Origin of the sequence: Bacterioplanoides sp., assembly GCF_965219715.1 — a bacterium.
Lineage (GTDB): Bacteria > Pseudomonadota > Gammaproteobacteria > Pseudomonadales > Oceanobacteraceae > Bacterioplanoides.
In genome coordinates this window covers 1,968,505-1,993,438 of sequence record NZ_OZ244785.1, presented here as the reverse complement: position 1 = coordinate 1,993,438, position 24,934 = coordinate 1,968,505, and the positions used below count along the sequence as shown (strand labels likewise).

The following is a 24,934-nucleotide window of genomic DNA, read 5'->3' as shown; positions in this document are numbered from 1 at the left end:
TGACAAAAAAGCCGGTTAATTCCGGCTTTTTTGTATCTGAAAAACGTCTTAATTAAATATTTGACGCAGAACCTTCTTGTTGGCGTAAAAAATACGGCACGCTAATTGCTCCCTCCTGAACATGACAAATTTTCTGCCGGATAACCGACAATCTGTGAGGAGTAAGTATGGCGAATGCAGCTTTGCGCCAGGACACTGACGTTATTCCACTGGGAGAGCCCCAGCTCGATCGTGCTGAATTAAAGCAGGCGTTTACTCTGTTTAATCAGATGTCACAGCAGCTGACAGATTCCTACGCCTTTCTTGAAGATAAGGTTGAGCAACTGAGTGGCGAGCTGGCCAATGTTTCAGCCCAGCGTATGCACGAGCTGGCGGAAAAAGAGCAGTTGGCCGATCGTCTGGAAAGTTTGCTGCAGCTTCTTCCTGCGGGTGTGTTGGTATTGGATGAAAACGGTTTTGTGACCCAGGCTAACCCGGCAGCGGATGATCTGTTGCTGAAAGCGAGTGAAAAAACCTCGTTAATTGGTCAGCGTTGGGTGCGTTTAATTCAGCAGTGTTTTAAGCCTCAGAGTGATGATGGTCACGAAATTTCTCTGGTGGATGGCCGCAAAGTGAACCTGCGTATTGCAGCCATGGCGAATAATTGCGGACAGTTAATTTTATTGACTGATATGACTGAAACCCGGGCGCTGCAATCTCAGTTAAGCCAGCATGAGCGCCTATCTGCAATGGGGAAAATGGTGGCGTCATTAGCTCACCAGATTCGTACTCCACTGGCAGCAGCAACCCTATATGCCGGCCATCTCGGTTCGGAAACATTGCAACCGGATATGCGTGTTCGCTTTGCCGGTAAGTTGCAGGAACGTTTACAGCACCTCGAAAACCAGGTGCGCGATATGCTGATTTTTGCCCGTGGTGAAGCGCCGTTAAACGACGAAATTTCAGTAGAAGAACTGGTCGATGGTCTTAATTCTGCGATGGAAATCCAGCTGCAGCAATTCCAGGCCAGCTGCACGATCGATAATCAGGCTCCGGGTACTTTGTTGGTTTGCAATAAAGATGCGTTGATCAGCAGCTTGATGAACCTGGTTAATAATTCGCTGGAATCCGGCGAATACCCAATCGAAATTCTGGTGCGAATCACGCGCCGCCAGCAAGGTTTGTATATTCAGGTCATGGACAATGGCTCTGGTTTAAATGAATCGCAAAAACAACAGATGATGGAACCTTTCTACACCACCAAAAGCAACGGTACAGGCCTGGGCCTGGCGGTTGTTCATGCGGTTGTGCATGCGCACAAAGGTGAGTTCTGTCTGGCAGACAGCGAATTAGGTGGCTTGTCTGCTGAATTATCTATTCCGGTAATCCGGGGATTACACGCTTAAGTCGTGGAGGAGAAATAATATGCGAATTTTAGTGGTAGAAGATGATCCTCGTTTACGCGAAGCCATTGTCGACACTTTGATGCTCAAAGGGCATGAGGTATCCGAAGCTCCGAACGGTATTGAAGCGATGGCGGTTCTGACTAATCAGGAAGTTGATCTGGTGCTGTCTGACATTAATATGCCGGGAATGGACGGCCTTGAGCTTTTGGATAAGGTTAAACAAGCACACCCGTGGCTGCCAATGGTATTAATGACAGCCTACGGCGATGTCGGCCAGGCGGTTAAAGCCATGCAGCGTGGCGCCAATGATTATTTGATGAAGCCTTTTGAGCTGGCGGAATTAGATGCGTTGTTAAAACCGTTTAACAGCGAAGGTGATCAGACGGACGATTCAGAACCGGTTTGTGAAGCGTTAGCGTCACAGCAATTATTCCAGTTGGCACAGCGTGTCGCACAAACCGATTCTACGGTATTAATCAGTGGTGAAAGTGGTACCGGTAAAGAAGTGCTGGCGCGCTATATTCACCAGAACTCTGAGCGTAAAAAGCAGCCTTTTATTGCCATTAACTGTGCCGCTATTCCGGAAAATATGCTGGAAGCCATGTTGTTTGGTTATGAAAAAGGTGCATTTACCGGTGCCTACAGTGCCAGTGCCGGTAAGTTTGAACAGGCCGATGGCGGTACCATTTTACTCGATGAAATTACCGAGATGGATCTGGGCCTGCAGGCAAAACTGCTGCGTGTTATTCAGGAACGACAGGTTGAGCGTCTGGGTGGTAAAAAAATCATTGATCTGGATGTCAGAATTATTGCCACAACGAACCGCGAGTTAGCTGACTATGTAGCGGAAGGCAATTTCCGTGAAGATTTATATTATCGTTTAAGTGTCTTCCCGCTCCAGTGGCTGCCGTTGCGTGAGCGTCAGGATGATATATTGCCGCTGGCACGTCGTTTATTAGCGCATCATGCTGGAAAAATGAAACGTCCAATGCCTCAGCTGCTTGCTGATGCGGAGCAAAAACTGTTATCACACCCCTGGCCAGGTAATGTTCGCGAGTTGGATAACACCATGCAACGCGCGTTAATCGTTCAGTCAGGACCACAGTTGTTTGCGAATGATTTTATTCTGACGCCGGTGCCGAAAAATCGCCAACTGCAGTCAACTGCTCCGGTGGAGGTAATGACGGTGAATGATGGTGAATTAGGGAATGACCTGAAGCATCGTGAAGTTGAACTGATTGTTAAGGCGCTGAAGGAAGAGCCGAGTCGTAAAGACGCAGCAGATCGGTTAGGGATCAGTCCAAGAACGTTACGCTACAAAGTTGCTAAGTTGCGCGAAGATGGTATCGATGTGGAATCGATGCTGACGGCATAGTTCAGCAATCTCCAGTTATTAACAATTAGCCGGCACATGCCGGCTTTTTTGTGCCTGAAGCAGAGGGTTGTTGTGGCGTCGGGTGTGAATAGAGAATTGGCAAGCTGTTTGCAGAGAAGGATTAATAGTTGAAAAAATGACGCCTTTACCAGAGAAATGCGTCAGTAAACGGTTTGGCTCGCCAGTGGCCTGTGAGGTAGAAAAAATGGTTAATAATCGCGTAGATGTAAATGCCGTATTAATGCAAATGCGTCAGGTTAAGGATCAGATCCGTTCGAATCACGATAATCAGGCAAGCCAGGTTGATAAGCTGCGTCCGCAGCAAGTGCAGGATGTCGCACAGCCGACTAAAGGTGATAACACCGTTCCGGATTTTCAGGCAATGCTGAAAAATGCGGTGGATACGGTTAATACCAACCAAAAAACGGCAGGTGATCTGCAAAAACGTTTTGAGATGGGTGACCCAAGTGTTGACCTGCCAGAAGTGATGGTGGCGATGCAAAAATCTTCTGTGTCTTTTCAGGCGATGACACAAGTGCGTAATAAGCTGGTTGAAGCTTATAAAGACGTCATGAATATGCCGGTGTAAGCAGGTTTAAGTCATGGAAAACGCACCAGTTCAACAAACCAGCGCTCCAGAGCAACAAGAAGCAACAGATCAGGATTTACCTGCGCAAACTCCGGAAAATAACCCGGACGAAGGCGCGCATCCTGTTCTGGCGGGCTTTAATCGCTTAACCATTGTGCGCCAGGCTGGTGTCATTGCGGGTATCGCATTAGTTGTAGCGTTAGCCATAGCTATCATGATCTGGTCGCAAGATCCTACCTATAAACCATTAATCACTCGTTTGCAGGATCATAACGCCCAGGAAATTATCGAAGTGTTGCAACGCGAAGGTATTCCTTTCGAGATCGATCCTGGTTCACAAATATTAATGGTACAGGCCGGTGATTTACATCAGGCGCGAATGGTATTGGCATCGGCCAGTTTAATCGACGATAAAACCGTGGGCCTGGAAGTGCTTGATAAAGACAGTACTTTGGGAACCAGTCAGTTTATTGAGAATGCGCGTTATCGTCGCGGTCTGGAAGGTGAACTGGCGCGTACAATTACCTCAGTAAAACCAGTTCGTAATGCCAGAGTTCATTTGGCGCTGCCAAAACAATCGGTATTTGTTCGCGATCAGCGTAAACCAAGAGCATCGGTTTTTGTTGAGATGTATCCGGGACGGGATTTATCGAAAAAACAGGTTGAAGCAATTGTTAACCTGGTTGCGTCAAGCGTTGCTGAAATGGATAAAAGCGATGTCTCAGTCGTTGATCAGCATGGCAATTTATTATCAAAAGAAGATGAACAGACCGATGAAATTCTGGCAACAAAACAGCTGGAATATACTGAAAAAGTAGAGAGTTCCATTACTCAGGCTGTGAATAACATTTTACGCCCGGTATTAGGAACGGAAAATTACAAAGCCGAAGTGTCGGCTGATGTAGACTTTACGGTGCAGGAGCAAACCGAGGAACTATATAACCCGGATTTAATTGCACTGCGCAGTGAACAATTAATTGATGAGGAAAACGCTGGTAAACAGAACGGCGGGATTCCCGGAGCTTTGTCTAACCAACCGCCGGTGGATGCAGTGGCTCCCGAACAGGCGGCTGGTGGTGCCGGTGCGGGTGGTGCGGTTAATCGCCGTTCTGAAGCAACACGCAACTATGAAGTCGACCGTACTCTGAGCTTTAAGCAACATCAGGTTGGTCGTATCCGACGGTTAACTGTGGCGGTTGTGGTGAATGACCGTGAATCTCTTAATGCCGACGGTGACACTATTTATGTGCCGTGGCAGGAAGCCGATTTACAACGCCTTGAAGTACTGGTTAAAGATGCGGTTGGTTTTAATGCGGCTCGTGGCGACAGTGTTAACGTGATTAATTCGGCCTTTATGGGTGACGGCGAATTATCGCTGGGTGATCCGGATTTCTGGACCCAGCCATGGTTCTGGGAAATCATGAAACAAATTCTTGCCGGACTTTTTATTCTGGTACTTATATTCGGTGTGATCCGGCCTACGATTAAGAGTATTGCCAATCGTGGTAAAGAAGAAGAGCAGCTCAGCTTGCTGGAAGAACTGGAAGATGCTGAAGCGGGTCTGGATGAAGAAAAAGTTACCTTGTCCGGTATGGACGAATACCTGCTACCTGGTGCGTCAGAAAGTTTTGAACGACAACTGGATGCATTAAAAGGCCTGATTGCTGAAGATCCGGCACGGGTGGCACAAGTCGTAATTAAATGGGTGAACGAAGGCGATGCCTGAAGATAATACACCAGCAGAAACTGATGACAGCTCCCTGGCGAACCTGAGCCGGGTTGAGCGTGCGGCGGTTTTATTAATGACTCTTGGTGAAAAAGACGCCGCAGAGATCCTGAAACACATGGGGCCAAAAGAAGTTCAGAAAGTCGGCACGACTATGGCGACACTGACCAGCGTCAATCAGGGGCAGGTTGAAGGTGTGGTTGCTGAGTTTCTTGAGTCGGTCAGTGGTCAGACTGGTATGGGCTTAGGCTCGGACGATTATATCCGAAGCATGCTGACTCAGGCGCTCGGTTCTGATAAAGCAGGCGCATTAATTGACCGGATTTTACTGGGTGGAAATACCACAGGTCTGGATTCACTGAAGTGGATGGAGCCACGTCAGGTATCGGATTTAATTCGTCACGAACACCCGCAGATTCAGGCGATTGTGGTGTCGTATCTCGACCCTGATCAATCGGCAGAAGTGTTATCGAATTTTGATGAGAAAGTGCGCCTCGATATTGTGATGCGGGTTGCTGCACTGGAAGCGGTACAGCCTGCCGCACTGCAAGAACTGAACGATATTCTTGAGCGTCAGTTCACTGGCAATGCCGGTGGCCAGACCACCTCGATGGGTGGCGTTAAAGTGGCGGCGAACATTGTTAACATGGTTGATAGCGCTATTGCCAATGACCTGCTTGAACAGATTAAAGAAGTGGATGAAGACCTTGGTACACAAATTCAGGATCTGATGTTTGTCTTCGACAATCTGGTGGATGTTGATGACCGCGGCATCCAGGCATTGATGCGTGAAGTTTCCACCGATCTGTTGGTGGTTGCTCTGAAAGGTGCCGATCCGGAAGTGCAGGAAAAAATCTTCAAAAATATGTCGAAACGTGCGGCCGAATTGCTGCGTGATGACCTTGAAGCGAAAGGTCCGGTTAAAGTCAGTGAAGTTGAAGGTGCACAGAAAGAAATTCTTACCATTGCTCGTCGACTGGCCGATGCCGGTGAGATTGTGCTGGGCGGTGGTGGCGAGGCCATGATGTAAGATGACTGAATTACGTCAGAACCATCACTTTCATCCAATTGCCAAGGATGAAGTAAAAGAAGATGTGAAACCCTGGCGATTACCGTTCTGGACGGAAAAGCCTGCCTGGCTGGTGGAAAAAGAAGAGAAAGAGCAGCAACAAAAAGAACAGCAGCAAGCCGAAGCAGAACCGGAATCTTTTCCGATGCCAACTGCCGAAGAGCTGGAAAATATTCGCCGCGATGCCTACAACGCCGGTTTAGAACAAGGCCTGGTTGAAGGGCGTCAGCAAGGCGAAAAACAGGGCTACGAGCAAGGTTTTGCTCAGGGGCTTGAAGAAGGGCGCGCTAAAGGTGAACAGGAAGGGCGTCAACAAGGATTCGACAGTGGCGAAGCTCAGGGTCTGGAGCAAGGGCAGCAGCAAATTCAGCAAGCCTGTGAACAACTGAGCCGGATTAATCAGCATTTGCGCGCCAGTGTTATCGAGCGGGATCAGCAGCTGCCGATCGTCGTTTGTGAAATGATTCGTAACTTATCCTCCCAGGTTTTGCAGCACGAGTTATCGTTGGGCAACCTGGCGATGGAGCAATTTATTCGTGATGCATTACAGGAATTACCCGGCACTGGCCAAGCGGTCAAAGTGTATTTAAATGCCGCGGATATAAGCCACCTGGATCGTTCCGGATTTGATACCGAGACAATGCACTTCCATTCTGACCCGGCTCTGGCAGCCGGTGATTGTCGTATCGAAACCGAGCAAACGTTAATCGAATACTCGGTATCTGAAAAACTGAACGCCGAACTTGAGGTGTTTATTCCACAATTACTGAAAGCCGCAGAAAATTCAGCCGCGGATCTGGATCTCGATAACCCATTGGCGTCGGATAATGCTGAGTGATCACTGGCGCCAGTTAACGCCCGAAGCAGATCATTATCGTCCGAAAGTTGCCGGACGGTTAATTCGTATGGTTGGCTTAACTCTTGAGGCGCTGGGATTAAACGTCAAAGTTGGCGATCGTTGCATGGTCGAGCGAGGCGGCGACGAAGACGTTGAAGCGGAAGTGGTTGGTTTTGACCAGGACCGTATTTTTCTGATGCCAATTGAGCAGGTTGATGGCCTGCGTCCGGGGGCCAGGGTCTGGCCACTTCATGGCAGTTCTGATGTGCCGGTTGGTTTCGGTTTACTCGGCCGTGTTGTGGATGGTACCGGTCGACCGTTAGATGCTCATGGTCCGATTCAGGATCCGGAGCCCGGCAGTTTACAGGGCCGCATTATTAATCCTCTTCATCGTGATCCTATTCGCACTCCGCTCGACGTTGGAATTCGCGCTATTAACAGCATGCTGACGGTGGGTCGCGGCCAGCGTATTGGTTTATTTGCCGGCAGTGGTGTGGGTAAGTCGGTATTGTTGGGAATGATGACCCGCTTTACCGAGGCCGACATTATTGTGGTTGGGTTAATTGGTGAGCGGGGACGGGAAGTCAAAGAATTTATCGATGAAATTCTTGGCGAAGAGGGATTAAAACGCTCTGTGGTGGTTGCCTCCCCTGCGGACGATTCTCCGTTGATGCGTTTACGCGCTGCTCAGTACTGCACTTCTGTGGCGGAGTATTTCCGCGACCAGGGTCAAAACACTTTATTATTAATGGATTCGTTGACGCGTTACGCCCAGGCGCAACGTGAAATCGCCCTGGCAGTGGGTGAGCCTCCGGCCACAAAAGGTTATCCGCCTTCTGTGTTTAATAAGCTTCCCAAGCTGGTCGAACGTACCGGTAATGGTCCTGCCGGTGGTGGTTCAATAACCGCATTTTATACCGTGCTCAGTGAAGGCGATGATATGCAGGATCCTATCGCCGATGCCAGCCGGGCAATTCTCGATGGCCATATTGTGTTATCCCGTGCCTTGGCTGAAGAGGGCCATTATCCGGCGATTGATGTTGAAGCCTCTGTAAGCCGGGTAATGCCACAAATCGTCGATCAGGATTGGCTGCAAAAAGCTCAGCTATGTAAACATTTAATGGCGCATTATCGTCAGAATCAGGATCTGGTGAGTGTTGGTGCCTATCAGGCTGGCAGTGATCCGGTACTGGATGCTGCGATGGATCGGATGCCTGCGATTAAGGCGATGTTACGACAGCAATTGCACGAAGGTGCTTCGTTGCAGGAAAGTTATGGCCAGCTGCAGGCGTTATTCCCTGATCCGGCTGCTCAGCAAGAGGCATAAAGATGCAGCGCCATCCAAGAGCCAAACGGTTACAGGTTATTGTTGATCTAGCGGAAAAAGCGGAGCAACAGGCCTTAGCAGAATGGGGAAAATTACAACAAAAGCTGCAACAGGAAGAAGCGCAAAAACAACAGCTGGACAGCTACGTCGCTGAGTACCAAAAAGGCATTTCCGTGCCGTCAGCGCGCACGCTCAGTGGCGGATCCATTCAGAATGCACTGGGATTTATTGGCCAGATTAAACAAGCTTTACTGCAGCAAAGTGAACAGCTGAATCTGACCCAACAGCAAGCTGAACAGGCAAAAAAAGTGTACATGGAACAACACGGTAAGGTGAAAGCATTACATGGCCTGCAGGAAAAATTAAACGCAGAATTTGATGCTCAGCAGGACAAGCAAGCGCAGCGTGTTGCGGATGAATGGGCCAATCGGCAGGCATTCCAATCTCATAAAAAATAATCTGCACATTTGTTCAGATTATTTTCCTCTCCGAAATTCAAAAAATGCTGCAAAGTTATTTAGCAGCTTTGTAAACGGCGTCTAATCTTAATCCTGAGAAGAGAGAGATAGGTGTCCTTCATGTCGGACAGAATCAATATTAATTGCGGTGAACGGCTCAGTATTGAGCATGTTGAACGCCTTTATAGCGAAATGGAAAGTGCTTTGACGTCTGATGCTGACGTCGAATTGAATGCTTCTGCCGTGAATTATTGTGATACCGCAGGCCTGCAGCTGGTGGTCAGTTTAAGGCGGGAACTACAAAAAACCGGGCATGATATCCATTGGACCGGCAGCAGTGATTGCCTTTCTGAAACCGCAGGTTACTTAGGCCTGTGCTCTTCGCTTGGTCTCTCAAGCACCCAATAAGTAGTTATTTCGAACAGGAGTTCTCCAACATGGCGAATATTTTAGCTGTCGACGACTCTGCGTCCATGCGTCAGATGGTGTCTTTTACTCTAAAAGGCGCTGGCTATCAGGTAGTAGAAGCGAGTGATGGTGTCGAAGCGTTAGCGGAAGCTAAAAAAGGTAAATTTGATCTGGTGCTGTCAGACGTGAATATGCCGAATATGAATGGTATTGAATTAGTTAAAGAGCTGCGTCAGCTTGCCGATTATAAATTTACCCCGGTGTTAATGCTGACAACAGAATCAGCAGGTGACATGAAGATGCAGGGTAAGCAGGCCGGTGCCACTGGCTGGATTGTTAAGCCGTTTAATCCAGACCAATTGCTGAGCACTATTAAGCGCGTTTTAGGATAATCGTTATGAGTGTTGATCTTTCACAGTTTCATCAGGTTTTCTTCGAAGAAAGCTTTGAAGGCCTCGATATCATGGAAAGCCAGCTGCTTGAATTGCAGCCTGGCGATGTCGACAGTGAAACGGTCAACACCATCTTCCGTGCCGCACATTCCATCAAAGGTGGTGCTGGCACTTTTGGCTTTATGCAGATTTCTGAGTTCACTCATGTGGTGGAAACACTGCTTGATGAAATTCGTGCCGGGCAACGTTCGATGGAGCAACGCTACGTCGAATTATTCCTGCTATCTGTCGACTGCCTGCGTTCAATGCTCACCAGCCTGCAAGCGGGTGACGAAGCTGATATGACTCGTGCCGACGAGTTAAAAACAGATTTCGAAGCCATTCTTAATGGTGATTCTGCAGCCGCTGAAGAAACTGCAGAAGCCAACTCTGAAGACAGTAATACCCATGCAGGATGGCACGTTCGCTTTAAAAGTGATGTCGATATTTTACGGACCGGTAACGAGCCGTTCCGTATGTTCCGCGAGCTGGCCGATATCGTCGGTAAAGATTGCCTGGAAATTACGCCTGATTTTTCCACACTGCCGGAATTTACCAGCCTTAATCCGGAAGAATGTCATCTGAACTGGGATATTTACGTTCGTAAGAATGTAGAAAAACAAGAGATTTCCTGTGTATTCGAGTGGGTCGAAGACGATTGTGAAATTGAATATCTGCCTTTGAGTGCACAAGCTGAAATAGCGCAACCAGAGCAGAGTTCCGCGGTTACTGAGTCTCAAGCTGAAGCCAATATTGAGCCATCTGAGGACACAAATAATAACGCGGCAACGGAGAGTTCTGCACCAGCGGAAGAAAATAAAGCGGTTATTAAGCCGGCTGTGAAGCCAGCGGTAGCGAAACAACCCGCTGCGAAAAATGCGGCAAAAGCCGGAGAAAACTCTTCGATCCGGGTATCCATCGATAAAGTCGATAGTCTGATTAATATGGTCGGTGAGCTGGTTATCACCCAGTCTATGTTGGGCCAGCTTGGTAACGACTTTGACTTAAGCCGCCTGGCAAAACTGCAGGAAGGTTTATCTCAACTGGAACAAAATACCCGCGAGCTGCAGGAAAGTGTGATGAAAATTCGCATGATGCCGATCAGTTTTGCGTTCAGCCGTTTCCCTCGACTGGTTCGCGATCTGGGTAATCAGCTGGGCAAAAAGATTGACCTTGTCATGCTGGGTGAAAATACCGAGCTTGATAAAACCGTGATGGAAAAAATTGGTGACCCTCTGGTGCATCTGGTTCGCAACTCGATGGATCATGGTTTAGAAACAACCGAGGCGCGTTTAGCGGCCGGTAAATCTGAGCAGGGCACAATTACTCTTAATGCATTCCATCAGGGTGGCAACATCGTTATTGAAGTTAAGGATGATGGTGCAGGCCTGAACGAAGAGAAAATTCGTGAAAAAGCCATTATCAATGGGCTTATTCAGGAAAGTGATGTGCTGACGCCGGAGGAAATTCACAATTTGATTTTCCTGCCAGGTTTCTCGACGGCAGAGGCGGTTAGCGATATTTCCGGTCGTGGTGTTGGTATGGACGTGGTTCGGCGTAACATCAACGAACTTAATGGCAGCATTGATGTTTCTTCAAAACCTGGCGAAGGTTCAACATTTACCATCCGCCTGCCTCTGACACTGGCCATTCTTGATGGACAACTCGTCCGGGTTGCTAACGAAACCTATATCTTCCCACTGGTCTCGATTGTTGAATCCATTCAGTTAGAAAAGAAATCTCTGAACAATATTACTGGCAGCCAGCAGGTAATGCAGCTGCGTGAAGAGTACATCCCGATTATCCGCCTCGAAGAAGTATTTAATCTGGAGCGTGGAATTGATGACTCTGATGAAGCCATGCTGGTTATCGTCGAAGGGGATAACGAAAAAATTGGTCTGGTTGTGGATGATTTATTGGGCCAGCAACAGGTTGTTATTAAAAGCCTGGAGCAAAACTATCAGAAGGTTGATGGTATTTCAGGCGCCACGATTCTCGGAGACGGTACTGTCGCATTAATTATTGATATCTCCAGTATCGGCAAGCGTATTGAACCGCTCGCTCAAGGCAATAAAGCGCCAGAGCAGGCGGCTTAAGGAATTAGATATGGAAGCGATAAACGAAGTAAGTGTTAGCGAGTCGGATGCTGAACAACAGTATCTGACATTTATTATGGCAGGCGAGGAATACGGTGTGGATATTCTCGCAGTTCAGGAAATTCGCGGCTGGGAAGAATCAACGCTGATACCGAATGCGCCTGCCTATATTAAAGGTGTTATTAATCTTCGGGGAACCATTGTCCCCATTATGGATTTACGTACTCGCTTTGGCCTTGAAGATGTTGAATACAGTCCGGTTACCGTCGTAATTATTCTGAAATTTGAATCAGATCAGGGTGAGCGGGTTATGGGAATTGTTGTTGATGCAGTTTCTGATGTGTATGCGATCTCTGATGACGAAACGCGTAAAACACCGGAGCTGACTGAAGATAAAAACTCCGTTTTTATCAAAGGTCTGGTCAACGTAAACGACAAGATGATCATTCTTCTCGATGTTGAATCACTGCTTAGCTTCGAACAACAAACTCTGACAAAACTGGTTGCTGCTCAGTAACTGAAATCAAGATTACCAGGAATCACACTGTTATCGCGGATCGATGCGAAACAGATACTCAAAGGGTATGGCTATGAATATGTTAAAAACCTTGTTTTCTGACGAACAGGCAGAAAAAGACAGCGCTTTATTACGTGAGTTAAAAGCAAAGGTAGAAGCTCTGGATAAAAGCCAGGCCGTAATTGAGTTTAATATGGACGGTACCATTATTACCGCCAATAGTAATTTCCTGGCGGCGATGGGGTACGGTCTGGATGAAATTGTTGGCCAACATCACCGTATGTTTGTTGCTCCGGATCTGGCCGCAAGTACTGAGTATCGTGAATTCTGGGAGCGTCTGGGTCGCGGAGAATTCCAGTCAGCAGAATTTCCACGAGTTGGTAAGAACGGTAAAGATATCTGGATTCAGGCATCTTATAACCCGATTATGGACGAACATGGTCGTCCTTATAAGGTGGTTAAATACGCAACAGACATCACTGCGCAAAAACAGAAAAGTGCGGATTATGAAGGCCAGTTAAAGGCGATCAGCAAAGCTCAGGCGGTTATCGAATTTAATCTTGATGGCACCATTATCACAGCCAACGATAATTTTCTGGCAGTCACCGGATACCGGCTGGATGAGATTCAGGGGCAGCATCACCGTATGTTTGTCGACCCGGATTACGCATCGTCTGCCGACTATCGGAATTTCTGGGATCGCCTGAGTCATGGTGAATACGACTCTGGCGAATACCAGCGTTTTGGTAAAACCGGTGAAGAGGTCTGGATTCAGGCATCTTATAACCCGATTTATGATCTGACCGGCAAGCCATTTAAGGTTGTTAAATACGCGACAGACATTACAGAGCAGCGCAAGCAGGCAATCGTAAATGCCCGTAATGCCGATATCGCTAACGCGCTCGATGTGTGTCAGGCCAATGTCATGTTGGCTAACAACAATATGGAAATCACGTACATGAATGAGTGCCTGCGTGAAGCCTTGTTGGAACGTCAGGACGAAATTCGTCAAGATCTCTCTTCATTTGATGTGGCAAAACTGATTGGCACCAACGTTGATCAGTTCCATAAAGAACCATCACATCAGCGCAGAATGATCAGCGAACTGAAAGAACCGTATCGCACACGCTTGACGGTTGGTGGGGCTACTTTCTCTTTGATTGCGACACCATGGTTTAACTCTGCTGGTGAGCGTGTGGGTACCATTGTTGAGTGGCAGGATCTCACCGATGAGCTGGCTCGTCTTGCGGAAGAAAAGGTCCTTGCAGACGCCAATGCCCGTGTTAAACAGGCGCTCGACGTTGTATCAAACAACGCCATGATTGCTGATCCTGATTTCAATATCGTTTACATGAATGCCGCCGTAAAAGAAATGATGAGTAATGCCGAGGCGGATATTCGAAAAGATATCCCTGGGTTTGATGCCAGCCGTTTAGATGGCCAGAACATTGACGTATTCCATAAAAACCCAGCTCACCAAAGACACATGGTTAAGGCGCTCGAGAGTGAATACCGCACAGAAATTAAAGTCGGTGGCCGTACCTTCAGTTTGATTGCTAACCCAATCTTTAACGAAAACAAAGAACGTATCGGCACAATTGTTGAGTGGAAAGACCGTACTGCTGAGGTTTCGGCAGAGCAGGAAATTGATCAGATTGTAGAAGCGGCGGCGATGGGGGATTTGTCCCGACGTATTGCGATGGAAGGTAAAGAGGGCTTTTTCCTGAACCTGGCCGATGGTCTGAATAAGTTACTGACTATTGCTGATAGCGTGGTTTCAGACACCATTCGCGTATTTGATGCACTGGCGCACGGTAATTTAACGCGGAAAATTGATGAGGATTATCAGGGGGCGTTCGACAAACTGAAGCAGGACGCCAATACCACCGTTGATCGACTGACCGATATTATTACCCGTATTCGTGAAGCTGCTTCGACTGTTTCGACCGGAGCCAGCGAAATTGCTCAGGGTAATGCCGATTTAAGTAAACGTACTGAATCTCAGGCTTCCAGCCTCGAAGAAACCGCTTCCAGCATGGAAGAAATGACCAGTGCCGTGAAACAAACCGGCGATAATTCAGTTCATGCGAATGAACTGGCTGCATCAGCAAAACAAAAAGCACAGTCTGGTGGTGAAGTGGTCAGCAAGGCGGTTAACGCCATGGAAGAAATTAACCACTCCAGTAAAAAAATCGCCGATATTATTGGTGTCATTGATGAGATTGCGTTCCAGACTAACCTGCTGGCTCTTAACGCAGCGGTTGAAGCGGCACGAGCTGGGGAGCAAGGTCGGGGCTTTGCCGTAGTTGCTGGCGAAGTTCGCAATCTTGCGCAACGCTCAGCTGGTGCTGCAAAAGAAATCAAAGATCTGATTCGTGACAGTGTGGATAAGGTTGATGCAGGTACCTCGCTGGTTAATGAATCCGGTAAAACACTGAACGAAATTATTCACTCCGTTGATCGTGTGTCCGACATGATTCAGGAAATCAGTACTGCAGCACGAGAGCAATCTTCCGGGATTGAACAAGTGAACAGCGCGGTTGCACAAATGGATGAAATGACGCAACAGAACGCTGCTCTGGTGGAAGAAGCGTCTGCAGCAGGCGAAGCCATGGCTGAGCAGGCTCAGTCGATGATGCAGATGATGGAATTCTTCTCAATTGATGGTCATTCGAATGTAACGCCAATTAATAACACTGCGCCAATGATGACCAGTGAACCAGCAGCGCCAGCGGCGGTTAATACTGGCTTTACGCCAACCGCCAGTTCCAGTCAGGGAGGATTGTCCTTTAGTCAGGATGATGACGAATGGGCTGAGTTTTAATGGTGACCACTGATTATGATGAACAGCAATGCAGTAATGAGTGATGACCGTGAATTTCAAATGACCAATGCTGACTTCGAACGTATTTCGAAGTTAGCGATGCAATACAGCGGTATTGTTCTGGCCGAGCACAAACGCAATATGGTGTACAGCCGTATTGCGCGCCGGGTCCGAGCGTTGAAATTAAATCGGTTTTCCGACTATCTGAATTATCTTGAGCACAATCACGCTGCTGAAGCTTCCGATTTTATTAATGCTCTGACTACCAACCTGACATCTTTCTTCCGGGAAAATCATCATTTTGAGTTTCTCAAAGAAGAGCTTTTTCCTAAGTTAATGGTTGCCAACCAGGGCAGCAGAAAACTACGTATCTGGTCAGCTGGTTGCTCTATCGGACAAGAGGCATATTCAATTGCCATGACGCTGAAAGAATCGTCATTTCCATTAAGCTGGGACGTGAAGATACTGGCAACAGACCTGGACTCTAACGTCGTGGAAACCGGTCACTCTGCTATTTACCCTGTCGATCATGTTGATGGTATTGACGATGGAATGGTTAAAAAATACTTCAACCGAAGTCATGATGGTCGCTCAGTCCAGGTAAAAGAAGAGCTGAGAAAACTGGCTTTTTTTAAGCGTCTCAATTTACTTGAAGAATGGCCAATGAAAGGGCCTTTCGACATCATCTTTTGTCGTAATGTGGTGATCTATTTTAACAAAGAAACTCAGCGCATCTTATTTGATCGTTACGCCGATATGCTGCCCATCGGAGGCCACCTTTTTATCGGTCACTCGGAGAACCTTAACGGTATTACAGATAGGTTCGAGAATTTAGGGAATACCATTTACCGGAAAATAAAATGAATTTTGCTGAAAATACACGCCCTGTTCAGCCTCCGGTCAGCTCAGGGTTTGAGCATGTTAATCGTTATTGGGATTCTGTTCATAATGTTTGGGCAGCCAAAATTTTACCCGGAGAATTCTATGTTTCTACCCATGGTGAAATGGTTGTTACGGTATTAGGTTCGTGTATTGCTGCCTGTATTCGCGACAAGGTTCGCGGTATTGGTGGTATGAACCATTTTATGTTGCCAATGCAGGGAGAGTTCTCTTCTGATGTTTGGGGAACGAACCCAAACACTCACGCTTCCCGCTACGGTAACTGGGCGATGGAATACCTGATTAACGAAATTCTGAAGCGTGGTGGCAAACGTGAAAATCTTGAAGTGAAATTATTTGGCGGTGGTCAGATGATTGCTTCGATGAGTGATATCGGCCAACGCAATATTCTCTTTGCCTATAACTATCTGGCCAGTGAGGGTTTACAGGTTGAAGCGTCCGATGTGGGTGACGTATTTGCCCGTAAGGTACTTTATTTTCCAGATACTGGCTGCGTCAAAGTCAGACGCATTAAACAAATGAGCAACGATACGTTAATTAAACGTGAAACTGAGTACCAGAAAACAGTCTCTCAGCCTCAGGATTCTGGCGCTGGTAGTATAGATTTGTTCTGAGGTCGCTATGACAGAAAAGATTAAAGTTCTGATTGTTGATGATTCGGCTCTGATCCGACAAATGCTGAAAGAGGTGTTTGCCAGTTTGAACGACGTTGAAGTCGTTGGGACCGCTGCCGATCCATTTATTGCCCGAGACAAAATTAAGCGTTTGAATCCGGATGTATTAACGCTGGATGTGGAAATGCCACGAATGAATGGCTTGCAGTTTCTGGGCAATCTGATGCGCCTGCGGCCAATGCCGGTGGTTATGGTTTCAACGCTAACAGAAGCTGGCGCCCCAGAAACATTAGAAGCATTAGAAACCGGTGCGGTTGATTATATTGCTAAGCCAAAAGCAAAAGATGAGGTGGAATTCCGCGAGTTTGCTGAAAGTCTGTCTGAAAAAGTGCGCATGGCCGCCAAAGCGCGGGTACGACCATACACACCAGGTCAGAAAAAAACGGCCCCTGCACTGGCAAAAGTTCAGTACAAGCGGATGGTATGTATTGGATCCTCTACTGGTGGTACGGAAGCTATTCGCGAATTACTCGAGGATGTGCCGGAAAACTGTCCACCTATCGTGATTACACAGCATATTCCGGAAGTATTCAGTGCATCGTTTGCGATGCGTCTGAATCGCTCTCTGGCTATGGAAGTACTGGAAGCAGAAGACGGATTGGAAGTGCGTCCCGGGCGAGTGATCATTGCGAAAGGCAATAAACACCTGACGTTCAAAAAGCAGGGCGCGCAAATTGTTTGTCAGCTGATTGATACAGAGCGTGTCAATCGTCATAAGCCAGCCGTTGAAGTAATGTTTGATGCTATTGCTGAAGTGACTCCTGCGAATAAGCTGGTAGCAGTTATGTTAACCGGAATGGGAGCCGATGGAGCCCAGGCTATGAAGCGCTTAAAAGATGCCGGCGCTAATTGCCTGGCACAGGATGAAAGCACTTCTGTTGTCTGGGGAATGCCGAAAGCAGCATACGATCTCGGTGCTGTGGATGAAGTGGTATCACTGCCAAATATTGCGTCAAAAATGTTAAAAGCTGCGCAATTGCCATGACAAATTTCTGCTTTGTGCTAAATATAAAGATACATATTACTTATTGGAGGTAACCCGATGACAGTACAGTCTTCTCTGGCGGGTGATGGTCGTGAATTAACGATCAAGATCGATGGTCGCTTTGACTTCAGTGCTCACCAGGAATTTCGTGACGCATATGAAAATGTCTCTTCAGGCGTATCCTCTTATGTGGTTGATATGGGTGGCACTTCTTACTTAGACAGTTCTGCTCTCGGCATGTTGTTATTGTTGCGTGATCATGCTGGTGGTGACAGCTCGGATGTGCAGATTGTGAATTGCAATCAGGATGTGCGTAAGATTCTGACCATCTCAAATTTCGAGCAATTATTCAGAATCCAGTAAGCGGGTCTCTGATATGGACAGCATTAAAATTCTGATTGCGGATGATAATCAGATCGACCGCATGGTGTTATCGCGTATTGTGCGCAATCAGGGTCATGAGGTTTATGAAGTTGATAACGGCAAAAAAGCCGTTGAAGCGATAGAGACATTTTCTCCGGACATCGTGCTGCTCGACGTTATGATGCCGGAGATGAATGGCAAGGAAGCAGCGCGAGCGATTAAAGCAAGTTGTGGCGAAGACTTCGTCCCAATCATTTTTCTTACCTCGCTGACGGATGCTCAAAGCCTGGCTGATTGCCTCGACTCCGGCGGTGACGATTTCCTTAGCAAACCTTATAACGCCACTATTCTGCAGGCGAAAATAAACTCCTTCTCACGCATGCGGCAAATGCACCGGACATTGCAGTCCCAGCGAGATGTGATTGCCAGCAATAACGAGCATTTATTACACGAGCAACAGGTTGCAAAGGCTGTATTCGATAATGTCGCTCATGCCGGTTGCTTATCTTCCTCCAATATTCGATATATGCTTTCGCCTCTGTCGATATTTAACGGCGATGTGTTGTTGGCGGCACGTAAGCCAGCCGGTGGTATGCATGTGTTGCTGGGCGATTTTACCGGGCATGGTTTGCCAGCAGCGATTGGAGCGATGCCTCTGGCCGAAATCTTTTATGGCATGAGTGCTAAAGGGTTTGCTGTTCGCGATATTCTGCGTGAAATTAATCTGAAGCTTAAAGGCATTCTCCCGGTTGGCTTCTTTTGTTGTGCGGCAGTGGTCGATATTGATCCGGGACGTAAAACCCTGAATGTCTGGATGGGTGGATTACCAGACTGTTATTTATTACGTGCTAACGGTGATGTGGAAACGTTATCTTCCACTAATTTGCCGTTAGGTGTTCTGAGTAATGAGCAGTTTAACGACGATCTGATGGAATTCTCCATGGACGAAGAAGATCGTTTATTCCTGTGGTCGGATGGTATCCAGGAAGCAAGAAATGCTTCCGGAGAGATGTTTGGCGAAGATCGGTTACGTACAATTTTTGATGGCTCGGTAACACCTTCTGAAGTTTTTCACTCCATTCAGAATAATCTGGCGGAGTTTACCCATGGCAGTGAACGCGATGACGATACAACTCTGATTGAAGTTCAGATGGTGCAGGATTCGGTCATCGAAGATATGAAGATGCAAATGGACTCTGGTCCGCTTGCTGGCCCGATTGATTGGAAAATGGATTACCGTCTGGGCCCTGATACGCTGAAAAACTTTAATCCGTTGCCATTAATGATTCACATTATGATGGAAGTACCAGGGTTAAGGGCCATGGGCGGGCAGCTTTATACCGTCATGGCAGAATTGTTTTCGAATTCGTTCGAGCACGGTGTACTGGGCCTGGATTCGTCACTGAAAGCAGATGCTGAAGGGTTTGTTCAGTATTATCAGGAAAGAGAAAAACGCCTTGCCAATTTACAGGATGGTTATATCCAGATCCGCATGGAACATCAGGGTGATGGTCGCTGTGGCAGTCTGACTATTCAGCTCGAAGACAGCGGTAATGGCTTTGATTATTCCGCCGTCAGTCAGGCTGGTGACAAAAAGAATCTCTATTCTGGTCGTGGTATTCCATTAATCAGTCAGGTTTGTGAATCATTAAGCTATCACGGTAGAGGCAATATTGTTGAAGCAGTGATACGATGGCCAGCAAAGCCAGAATAAGAGGACTGAGCAATGGGATGGCCAGAGCATTTTGATACAGATGCTTTTGATATGTTAAAGGAAGTCATGGATGACGAGTTTCCGGATCTGCTGCGTGTTTATATTGAAGATTCCGATTCTCGTCTGCCGTTATTGCACCAGGCACTGGCTGCTGCGGATGCTTCAGCACTGAGAGAACTGGCTCATAGCTTTAAAGGAGCCAGTAGCAATATTTCGGCGTTACCACTTGCGGACCTGTGCTTCTCTTTAGAAAGTGCTGCCAAAAATGGAGAGTTATCTGGCCTCGATCAGGTGATCAGTGCGATCGAGCAGGAATACTCCACCGTCAAAAACTATCTCCAACCGTTATTGGCCTGATTACAGCGTCTTTAGCTTGTTAATTATCCCTTCTTATTGTTCCCTGTTGTCGGGGTTTTTCTTTATATAGGGCTTGTCAGAAAATTGGCCCGCCCTTTGCTGATTCACATCATAGATATTAATTCAGTTCTCAATGGAGAAGGCATGAATCAGCCAGAAGTTACCCCAGGTCTGTTGTCATTGTTACCGTCTTTTTCTGCATTACAAGCGCCCGTCAGCCCGTCTGGAGAAGCGGCAGAGAGCCAGTTCAGTGGTGTACTCAGTGAGCTTTTGCCGGTTGAAGAAGTTACTAATGAAGCATTGCCGGGCGGAGATAGCTTGCCGTTAAGCGGGCAAATATTGTCGTCGCCACAAACGAATACTGAAACGCCTTTACTTCGCGAGCAATTGCCGGATGAGTATCAGCCACAGTTGTTGCTGGAGAGAATTCGGGAATCGCAACAGATCAGTGACTCAGCCCTGTCACCCGTCGCACAAGCAGCGGCTGCCAGCACCGCTCCGGTAAATAATCAGCCGGCTGCAGTCGCAAGAAATGTTGCATCAACGGCGTTGCCTGATGATGTTAACAAGTCTTCGAATGGGCAAGCCTTAACAGAACAATTATTACCGGAACAGCCTGATAATACGGACGCAGACCCTGCGTTGCAGGCTCAGGTTGTCGGTCAGAGTAAAGCAACTGTTATTGCCAAACCAGTTGCTAATCAGACTGGCGCCGAGCGAGTTGAAACAACCGCTCCGCAAGTTACTGCTGATCCGCTGGCACAGGTTGCAAGTAGTGCAACAGACGGCCAGGTGCTTACTCGCAGTGATCAGTTCGCCAGCAGTGATGATGCGCTGGTGACCGATGCAGAGTTACAACAGCTGGAAGAACAACAACAGCAAATCGATAGCAAAGAGCGGCTGGATTTTGGCCGCGATAAACAGCAATGGACTCCGGCGATGGGCAGTCGCATTGTGACTATGGTTGCGGAGAATATTCAGCAGGCGGAAATTCATCTGGACCCACCTGAGTTAGGATCATTAGAGATCAAACTTCAGGTGAACCAGGAACAAGCAAATGTTCAGGTACAGGTACAAAACCCTCAGGTGAAAGAGGTGCTCGAAGCGAATGCTCAGCGGTTAAAAGATGAGCTGGCAGAACAGGGCCTTGAGCTAGCCGGTTTTGATGTATCGCAGCAAGAGCACGGGCAAAGTGGCGATTCGTCAGGTGGTTCATCCGATGACAGCGAGCCAAGTGGTGAATGGCTGGCCGATACAACCGATGGTGAAAACCAGGAAACAGTTAAAGTCACCAGTCATAATGGGGTACTCGACGCGTATGCCTGAGCGTCAAAAAATCTCTGAGACTTTCGACCTCTGATACCTCCTCAAACTGATTCTCCAATCTGAATTAAATGGCCGATCTGCAGCAGATCAGCCATTTAATTTAACCCGCTCTCCCGTATTCAATTCCTGATGATGCCCATGACGGTAGCGGGTTAATAAAGCGGATACTTAATTCAGCGGTTATTCCAGAACCTTCTAAACTTAAATCACGCTTATAAAACTGATTGCCGTTTTTTTGACGAAAAAGGCTGGCATGGCTATTGCAAATTTGACTAACAGCAGGAGATATCTGTTATGGCTGCAGAGCAGGATTTAAAACTGGATGGCGGTGCACAAGAAGAAGCATCTTCCGGCGGCGGTAAAAAGAAGCTAATTCTGATTATTGTCGCGGTCGTGTTACTGATCGGGATCGCGGTTGGCGCCACTATGTTTTTTATGATGGGTGGTGAAGAAGAAGCGGAAGGTGACGCGGCAGAAGAAGTGGTTGCTGAAGAAGTGGTCGCGGAAGAGCCGGAAATTCCAGCCCAATACGTTGTTCTGAAACCTGAATTTGTTGTGAGTTTTCAGGTTGGAACCCGTCAGCGTTTTCTGCAGGCCAGTATCGAAGTCATGACGCGACAGCAAGCTGTTGTTGATGCGCTGACATTGCACGAACCTATGATTCGTAACGACATTATCCGGATTATGGGCGAGCAGGATTTTAAACAATTAAGAACAGCGGAAGGTCGCGTCGCTTTACAGAAGCAGTTACTGAAGCATCTGAAAGGCGCCATGAAACGCGAGGCCGGTACCGATGGCGTTGAAGCTGTTCTCTTTACTAACTTCGTAATGCAGTAGGGTTGATGGGTGCAAGATTTACTGTCGCAAGATGAAATTGATGCGCTACTCCACGGGGTCGATGATGGTGACATCGAGCCCGAGGAGGAGATAGACGAAGCTGGGGTCAAATCCTATGACCTGACCAGTAACGACCGCATTGTGCGCGGTCGTATGCCTACGCTGGAAATGATTAACGAGCGCTTTGCTCGTTATACCCGTATCAGCATGTTTAATTTCTTGCGTCGCAGTGCGGACGTTGCCTCGGGCGGCGTTCAGATCATGAAGTTTGGTGAGTATGTTCACACGCTTTATGTACCAACCAGTTTGAACCTGGTGAAAATGCGCCCGCTACGGGGCACAGCGTTATTTATTATGGATGCCAAACTGGTATTCAAACTGGTAGATAACTTTTTTGGTGGTGATGGTCGCCACGCAAAAATTGAAGGACGTGAATTCACGCCAACAGAAGTCCGGGTTGTACAGTTAGTTCTGAGCCAGATTTTTACCGATATGATCGAAGCCTGGCAGCCGGTAATGGAAGTGGAATTTGAATACGTCGGCTCTGAAGTAAACCCTGCCATGGCCAACATTGTCAGCCCAAGTGAAGTGGTGGTGGTGAGTACCTTTCATATTGAGCTGGATGGTGGTGGTGGCGACTTTCATATGACCATCCCTTACTCCATGATCGAACCTATTCGTGAAGTACTTGATGCCGGCGTACAGAGTGATATCGATGATATCGACGAGCGTTGGACCCAGTCATTAAGGGAAGACATTATGGACGCTCCGGTGCCGGTTCACGGCACTTTGGTTGAGCGTGAAATTACATTACGCGAAGTTGCCGAGCTGCAGGAGGGAGACATTATCCCGATTGATATGCCCGATGACTTTATTCTGGAAGCAAATGGTATCCCGGTTTTCCGCGGGAAAATGGGGATATCGCACGAAAATCTGGCGGTTAAGATTATCGATCCGCTGAATCACAGACGGCGCTAGGGGGAGACGATTATGTCAGATGAAAATGATCAGGATATAACGCCGGAAAATAACGACAATAATGACAACCTTGATGCAGATGCTTTAGCCGATTCTGTTGCTCAGGGAGTCGAAGATGCTGGCGGTGACGAACAGGCGCTGGCCGATGAGTGGGCCGCTGCGATGGAAGAATCCGGCGACGACGAAGGCAGTGTTGATGATGAGTGGGCTGCGGCGATGGAAGAAGCCGGAGAAACGCCATCCGATGATGTTCAGAAAATGCCACTGGATCCGGTCGTTGATGAAGGTGTGCCAAGAAATCCTGATCCGGATGGTCCGGAACTGGATGTCATTCTTGATATCCCGGTACGGATTTCGATGGAGGTTGGTGCGACTCAGATTCCGATTCGTAACCTGTTACAGCTTAACCAGGGATCGGTGGTGGAGTTGGATCGTTTGGCCGGTGAACCATTGGATGTGATGGTTAACGGCACTTTGATTGCTCACGGTGAAGTTGTGATGGTGAACGATAAGTTCGGAATTCGATTAACGGATGTGGTGAGTCAGAGTGAGCGTATTCAACGCCTGCGTTAAAGCGGGATTACTTTTTTTCTTCAGCGTTATGGTGATGGCGGAAGAAGCGGACTCTGGTCAGATGGCAGGGGCGCTGGCTGTTGATCCGTTAGCTTCTGCCGGTAAAGTGGTTTTATTTCTGGTATTGGTTGTAGGCTTAATCCTGTTACTGGCCTGGCTTGCCGGAAAAAGCCGTGCACTGCCATTAGGTGGTGGCCATGGCGACCAACTGAAAACTCTGGCGGTATTGCCGTTGGGAATAAAAGAAAAAGTAGCGGTTGTTCAGGTCGGAGAAAAACAACTGGTGTTGGGAATTACGCCACAACAAATTAACTGCCTGGCTGAACTTGATGAGCCACTCTCCAGCCCGGATGCGGCAACACAGGCGCTATCATTTTCAGATCTGTTGAAAAAAGCGGTGCGTTCATGAATCGGTTGATGATGAAAGCACTGTTTATGTTCCTGGCTGTTCTGGCTTTGCCCGTGGCAGCTGAAGACGCAGAAATTCAGAAGTCCTTTATTGGTATTCCGGCGATGGTTTACCAGGCTAATGAATCTGGTGGTGAATATACGATAACTATTCAGATTCTGGCAATTATGACGGTGCTGACGGTACTGCCGTCGTTGCTGATCATGATGACTTCATTTACCCGCATTATTGTGGTGATGGCCATTCTTCGCCAGGCCATGGGTTTGCAACAAACGCCATCAAATCAGATTCTGCTCGGTTTAGCGTTGTTTCTGACATTATTTATTATGACCCCGGTATTTCGAGTGATTAACGTCGATGCGGTGCAGCCTTATCTGAAAGAAGAGATCACCCCAATGGAGGCCGCAGAACGAGCAATTAAACCCATTCACGAGTTTATGCTGTCACAAACCCGTGAAAATGATCTGAATTTGTTTATTCGTATCAGTGGCGAAACCAATATTGCCACACCAGAAGATACGCCCATTCATATTCTGATTCCGGCCTTTATCACCAGTGAACTAAAAACGGCATTCCAGATCGGATTTCTGATTTTTATTCCTTTTCTGATTATTGACCTTGTGGTGGCCAGTATCCTGATGGCGATGGGGATGATGATGTTGTCACCGATCATTATTTCTTTGCCGTTTAAAATTATGCTGTTTGTGTTGATCGATGGCTGGGCACTTATTATGGGTACACTTGCCAATAGTTTTGGCACGGTCTAACGGGGAAT

25 protein-coding genes are annotated in these 24,934 nt (G+C 47.6%); all 25 read left to right on the top strand.

The window, feature by feature from the left end; translation table 11 throughout:
* The first annotated feature begins 167 nt into the window (after positions 1-167).
* The 25 genes from ACOQOZ_RS09560 to fliP all read left to right on the top strand — a co-directional run bounded on the left by ACOQOZ_RS09560 (position 168) and on the right by fliP (position 24,926).
* On the top strand, positions 168-1,385 hold the full coding sequence (locus ACOQOZ_RS09560) for a sensor histidine kinase (RefSeq protein WP_420592042.1): 1,218 nt from the start codon (positions 168-170) through the stop codon (positions 1,383-1,385).
* Positions 1,386-1,404: 19 nt separating this feature from the next.
* A complete protein-coding gene (locus ACOQOZ_RS09555) occupies positions 1,405-2,760 on the top strand; it encodes a sigma-54-dependent transcriptional regulator (protein ID WP_420592041.1) in 1,356 nt (451 codons plus the stop codon).
* 205 nt (positions 2,761-2,965) lie between these two features.
* Positions 2,966-3,349, top strand: a complete 384-nt coding sequence (fliE, locus tag ACOQOZ_RS09550; RefSeq protein ID WP_420592040.1) for a flagellar hook-basal body complex protein FliE — start codon at positions 2,966-2,968, stop codon at positions 3,347-3,349.
* A gap of 13 nt (positions 3,350-3,362) precedes the next feature.
* Positions 3,363-5,075 (top strand): flagellar basal-body MS-ring/collar protein FliF, encoded by a 1,713-nt coding sequence (gene fliF, locus ACOQOZ_RS09545; protein WP_420592039.1) that lies wholly within the window; start codon positions 3,363-3,365, stop codon positions 5,073-5,075.
* Positions 5,068-6,105, top strand: coding sequence for a flagellar motor switch protein FliG (gene fliG, locus ACOQOZ_RS09540; protein ID WP_420592038.1), 1,038 nt, complete (start codon positions 5,068-5,070; stop codon positions 6,103-6,105). The genes fliF and fliG overlap by 8 nt, the downstream gene beginning before the upstream one ends.
* Position 6,106: 1 nt before the next feature.
* On the top strand, positions 6,107-6,982 hold the full coding sequence (locus tag ACOQOZ_RS09535) for a FliH/SctL family protein (protein ID WP_420592037.1): 876 nt from the start codon (positions 6,107-6,109) through the stop codon (positions 6,980-6,982).
* Positions 6,972-8,309 carry a flagellar protein export ATPase FliI gene (gene fliI, locus ACOQOZ_RS09530; protein WP_420592036.1) on the top strand — a complete coding sequence of 446 codons (1,338 nt, stop codon included), beginning with the start codon at positions 6,972-6,974 and terminating at the stop codon, positions 8,307-8,309. Before ACOQOZ_RS09535 ends, fliI begins: the two co-directional genes overlap by 11 nt.
* 2 nt (positions 8,310-8,311) lie before the next feature.
* Complete coding sequence (gene fliJ, locus ACOQOZ_RS09525; protein ID WP_420592035.1) at positions 8,312-8,767, top strand: flagellar export protein FliJ; 456 nt, start codon at positions 8,312-8,314, stop codon at positions 8,765-8,767.
* A gap of 120 nt (positions 8,768-8,887) precedes the next feature.
* Complete coding sequence (locus tag ACOQOZ_RS09520; RefSeq protein ID WP_420592034.1) at positions 8,888-9,175, top strand: STAS domain-containing protein; 288 nt, start codon at positions 8,888-8,890, stop codon at positions 9,173-9,175.
* 29 nt (positions 9,176-9,204) lie between these two features.
* Positions 9,205-9,567 (top strand): response regulator, encoded by a 363-nt coding sequence (locus tag ACOQOZ_RS09515; protein ID WP_420592033.1) that lies wholly within the window; start codon positions 9,205-9,207, stop codon positions 9,565-9,567.
* Positions 9,568-9,572: 5 nt separating this feature from the next.
* Positions 9,573-11,702, top strand: coding sequence for a chemotaxis protein CheA (locus ACOQOZ_RS09510; protein ID WP_420592032.1), 2,130 nt, complete (start codon positions 9,573-9,575; stop codon positions 11,700-11,702).
* Between the two features lie 10 nt (positions 11,703-11,712).
* A complete protein-coding gene (locus tag ACOQOZ_RS09505) occupies positions 11,713-12,219 on the top strand; it encodes a chemotaxis protein CheW (protein ID WP_420592031.1) in 507 nt (168 codons plus the stop codon).
* Positions 12,220-12,292: 73 nt separating this feature from the next.
* Positions 12,293-15,043, top strand: a complete 2,751-nt coding sequence (locus tag ACOQOZ_RS09500; RefSeq protein ID WP_420592030.1) for a methyl-accepting chemotaxis protein — start codon at positions 12,293-12,295, stop codon at positions 15,041-15,043.
* 15 nt (positions 15,044-15,058) lie between these two features.
* The gene (locus ACOQOZ_RS09495) at positions 15,059-15,907 is read left to right on the top strand and encodes a CheR family methyltransferase (protein WP_420592029.1); all 849 of its coding nucleotides are present in this window, start codon (positions 15,059-15,061) and stop codon (positions 15,905-15,907) included.
* Positions 15,904-16,557 carry a chemoreceptor glutamine deamidase CheD gene (gene cheD, locus ACOQOZ_RS09490; RefSeq protein WP_420592028.1) on the top strand — a complete coding sequence of 218 codons (654 nt, stop codon included), beginning with the start codon at positions 15,904-15,906 and terminating at the stop codon, positions 16,555-16,557. The genes ACOQOZ_RS09495 and cheD overlap by 4 nt, the downstream gene beginning before the upstream one ends.
* Before the next feature lie 7 nt (positions 16,558-16,564).
* Entirely contained in the window at positions 16,565-17,602 is a 1,038-nt protein-coding gene (locus ACOQOZ_RS09485) for a protein-glutamate methylesterase/protein-glutamine glutaminase (protein WP_420592027.1), read from the top strand.
* Positions 17,603-17,659: 57 nt separating this feature from the next.
* A complete protein-coding gene (locus ACOQOZ_RS09480; RefSeq protein WP_420592026.1) occupies positions 17,660-17,965 on the top strand; it encodes an STAS domain-containing protein in 306 nt (101 codons plus the stop codon).
* Between the two features lie 13 nt (positions 17,966-17,978).
* Positions 17,979-19,679: an ATP-binding SpoIIE family protein phosphatase gene (locus tag ACOQOZ_RS09475; protein ID WP_420592025.1), complete on the top strand. Its 1,701-nt coding sequence runs from the start codon at positions 17,979-17,981 to the stop codon at positions 19,677-19,679.
* A gap of 12 nt (positions 19,680-19,691) precedes the next feature.
* Positions 19,692-20,036, top strand: a complete 345-nt coding sequence (locus ACOQOZ_RS09470; RefSeq protein WP_420592024.1) for an Hpt domain-containing protein — start codon at positions 19,692-19,694, stop codon at positions 20,034-20,036.
* A gap of 144 nt (positions 20,037-20,180) precedes the next feature.
* Entirely contained in the window at positions 20,181-21,362 is a 1,182-nt protein-coding gene (locus ACOQOZ_RS09465) for a flagellar hook-length control protein FliK (RefSeq protein ID WP_420592023.1), read from the top strand.
* Positions 21,363-21,656: 294 nt separating this feature from the next.
* On the top strand, positions 21,657-22,199 hold the full coding sequence (locus ACOQOZ_RS09460; RefSeq protein WP_420592022.1) for a flagellar basal body-associated FliL family protein: 543 nt from the start codon (positions 21,657-21,659) through the stop codon (positions 22,197-22,199).
* Between the two features lie 9 nt (positions 22,200-22,208).
* On the top strand, positions 22,209-23,177 hold the full coding sequence (gene fliM, locus ACOQOZ_RS09455) for a flagellar motor switch protein FliM (RefSeq protein ID WP_420592021.1): 969 nt from the start codon (positions 22,209-22,211) through the stop codon (positions 23,175-23,177).
* Positions 23,178-23,189: 12 nt separating this feature from the next.
* Complete coding sequence (fliN, locus tag ACOQOZ_RS09450) at positions 23,190-23,750, top strand: flagellar motor switch protein FliN (RefSeq protein WP_420592020.1); 561 nt, start codon at positions 23,190-23,192, stop codon at positions 23,748-23,750.
* A complete protein-coding gene (fliO, locus tag ACOQOZ_RS09445; protein WP_420592019.1) occupies positions 23,725-24,159 on the top strand; it encodes a flagellar biosynthetic protein FliO in 435 nt (144 codons plus the stop codon). Before fliN ends, fliO begins: the two co-directional genes overlap by 26 nt.
* Positions 24,156-24,926 carry a flagellar type III secretion system pore protein FliP gene (gene fliP, locus ACOQOZ_RS09440; protein WP_420592018.1) on the top strand — a complete coding sequence of 257 codons (771 nt, stop codon included), beginning with the start codon at positions 24,156-24,158 and terminating at the stop codon, positions 24,924-24,926. Before fliO ends, fliP begins: the two co-directional genes overlap by 4 nt.
* Positions 24,927-24,934 lie beyond the last annotated feature (8 nt).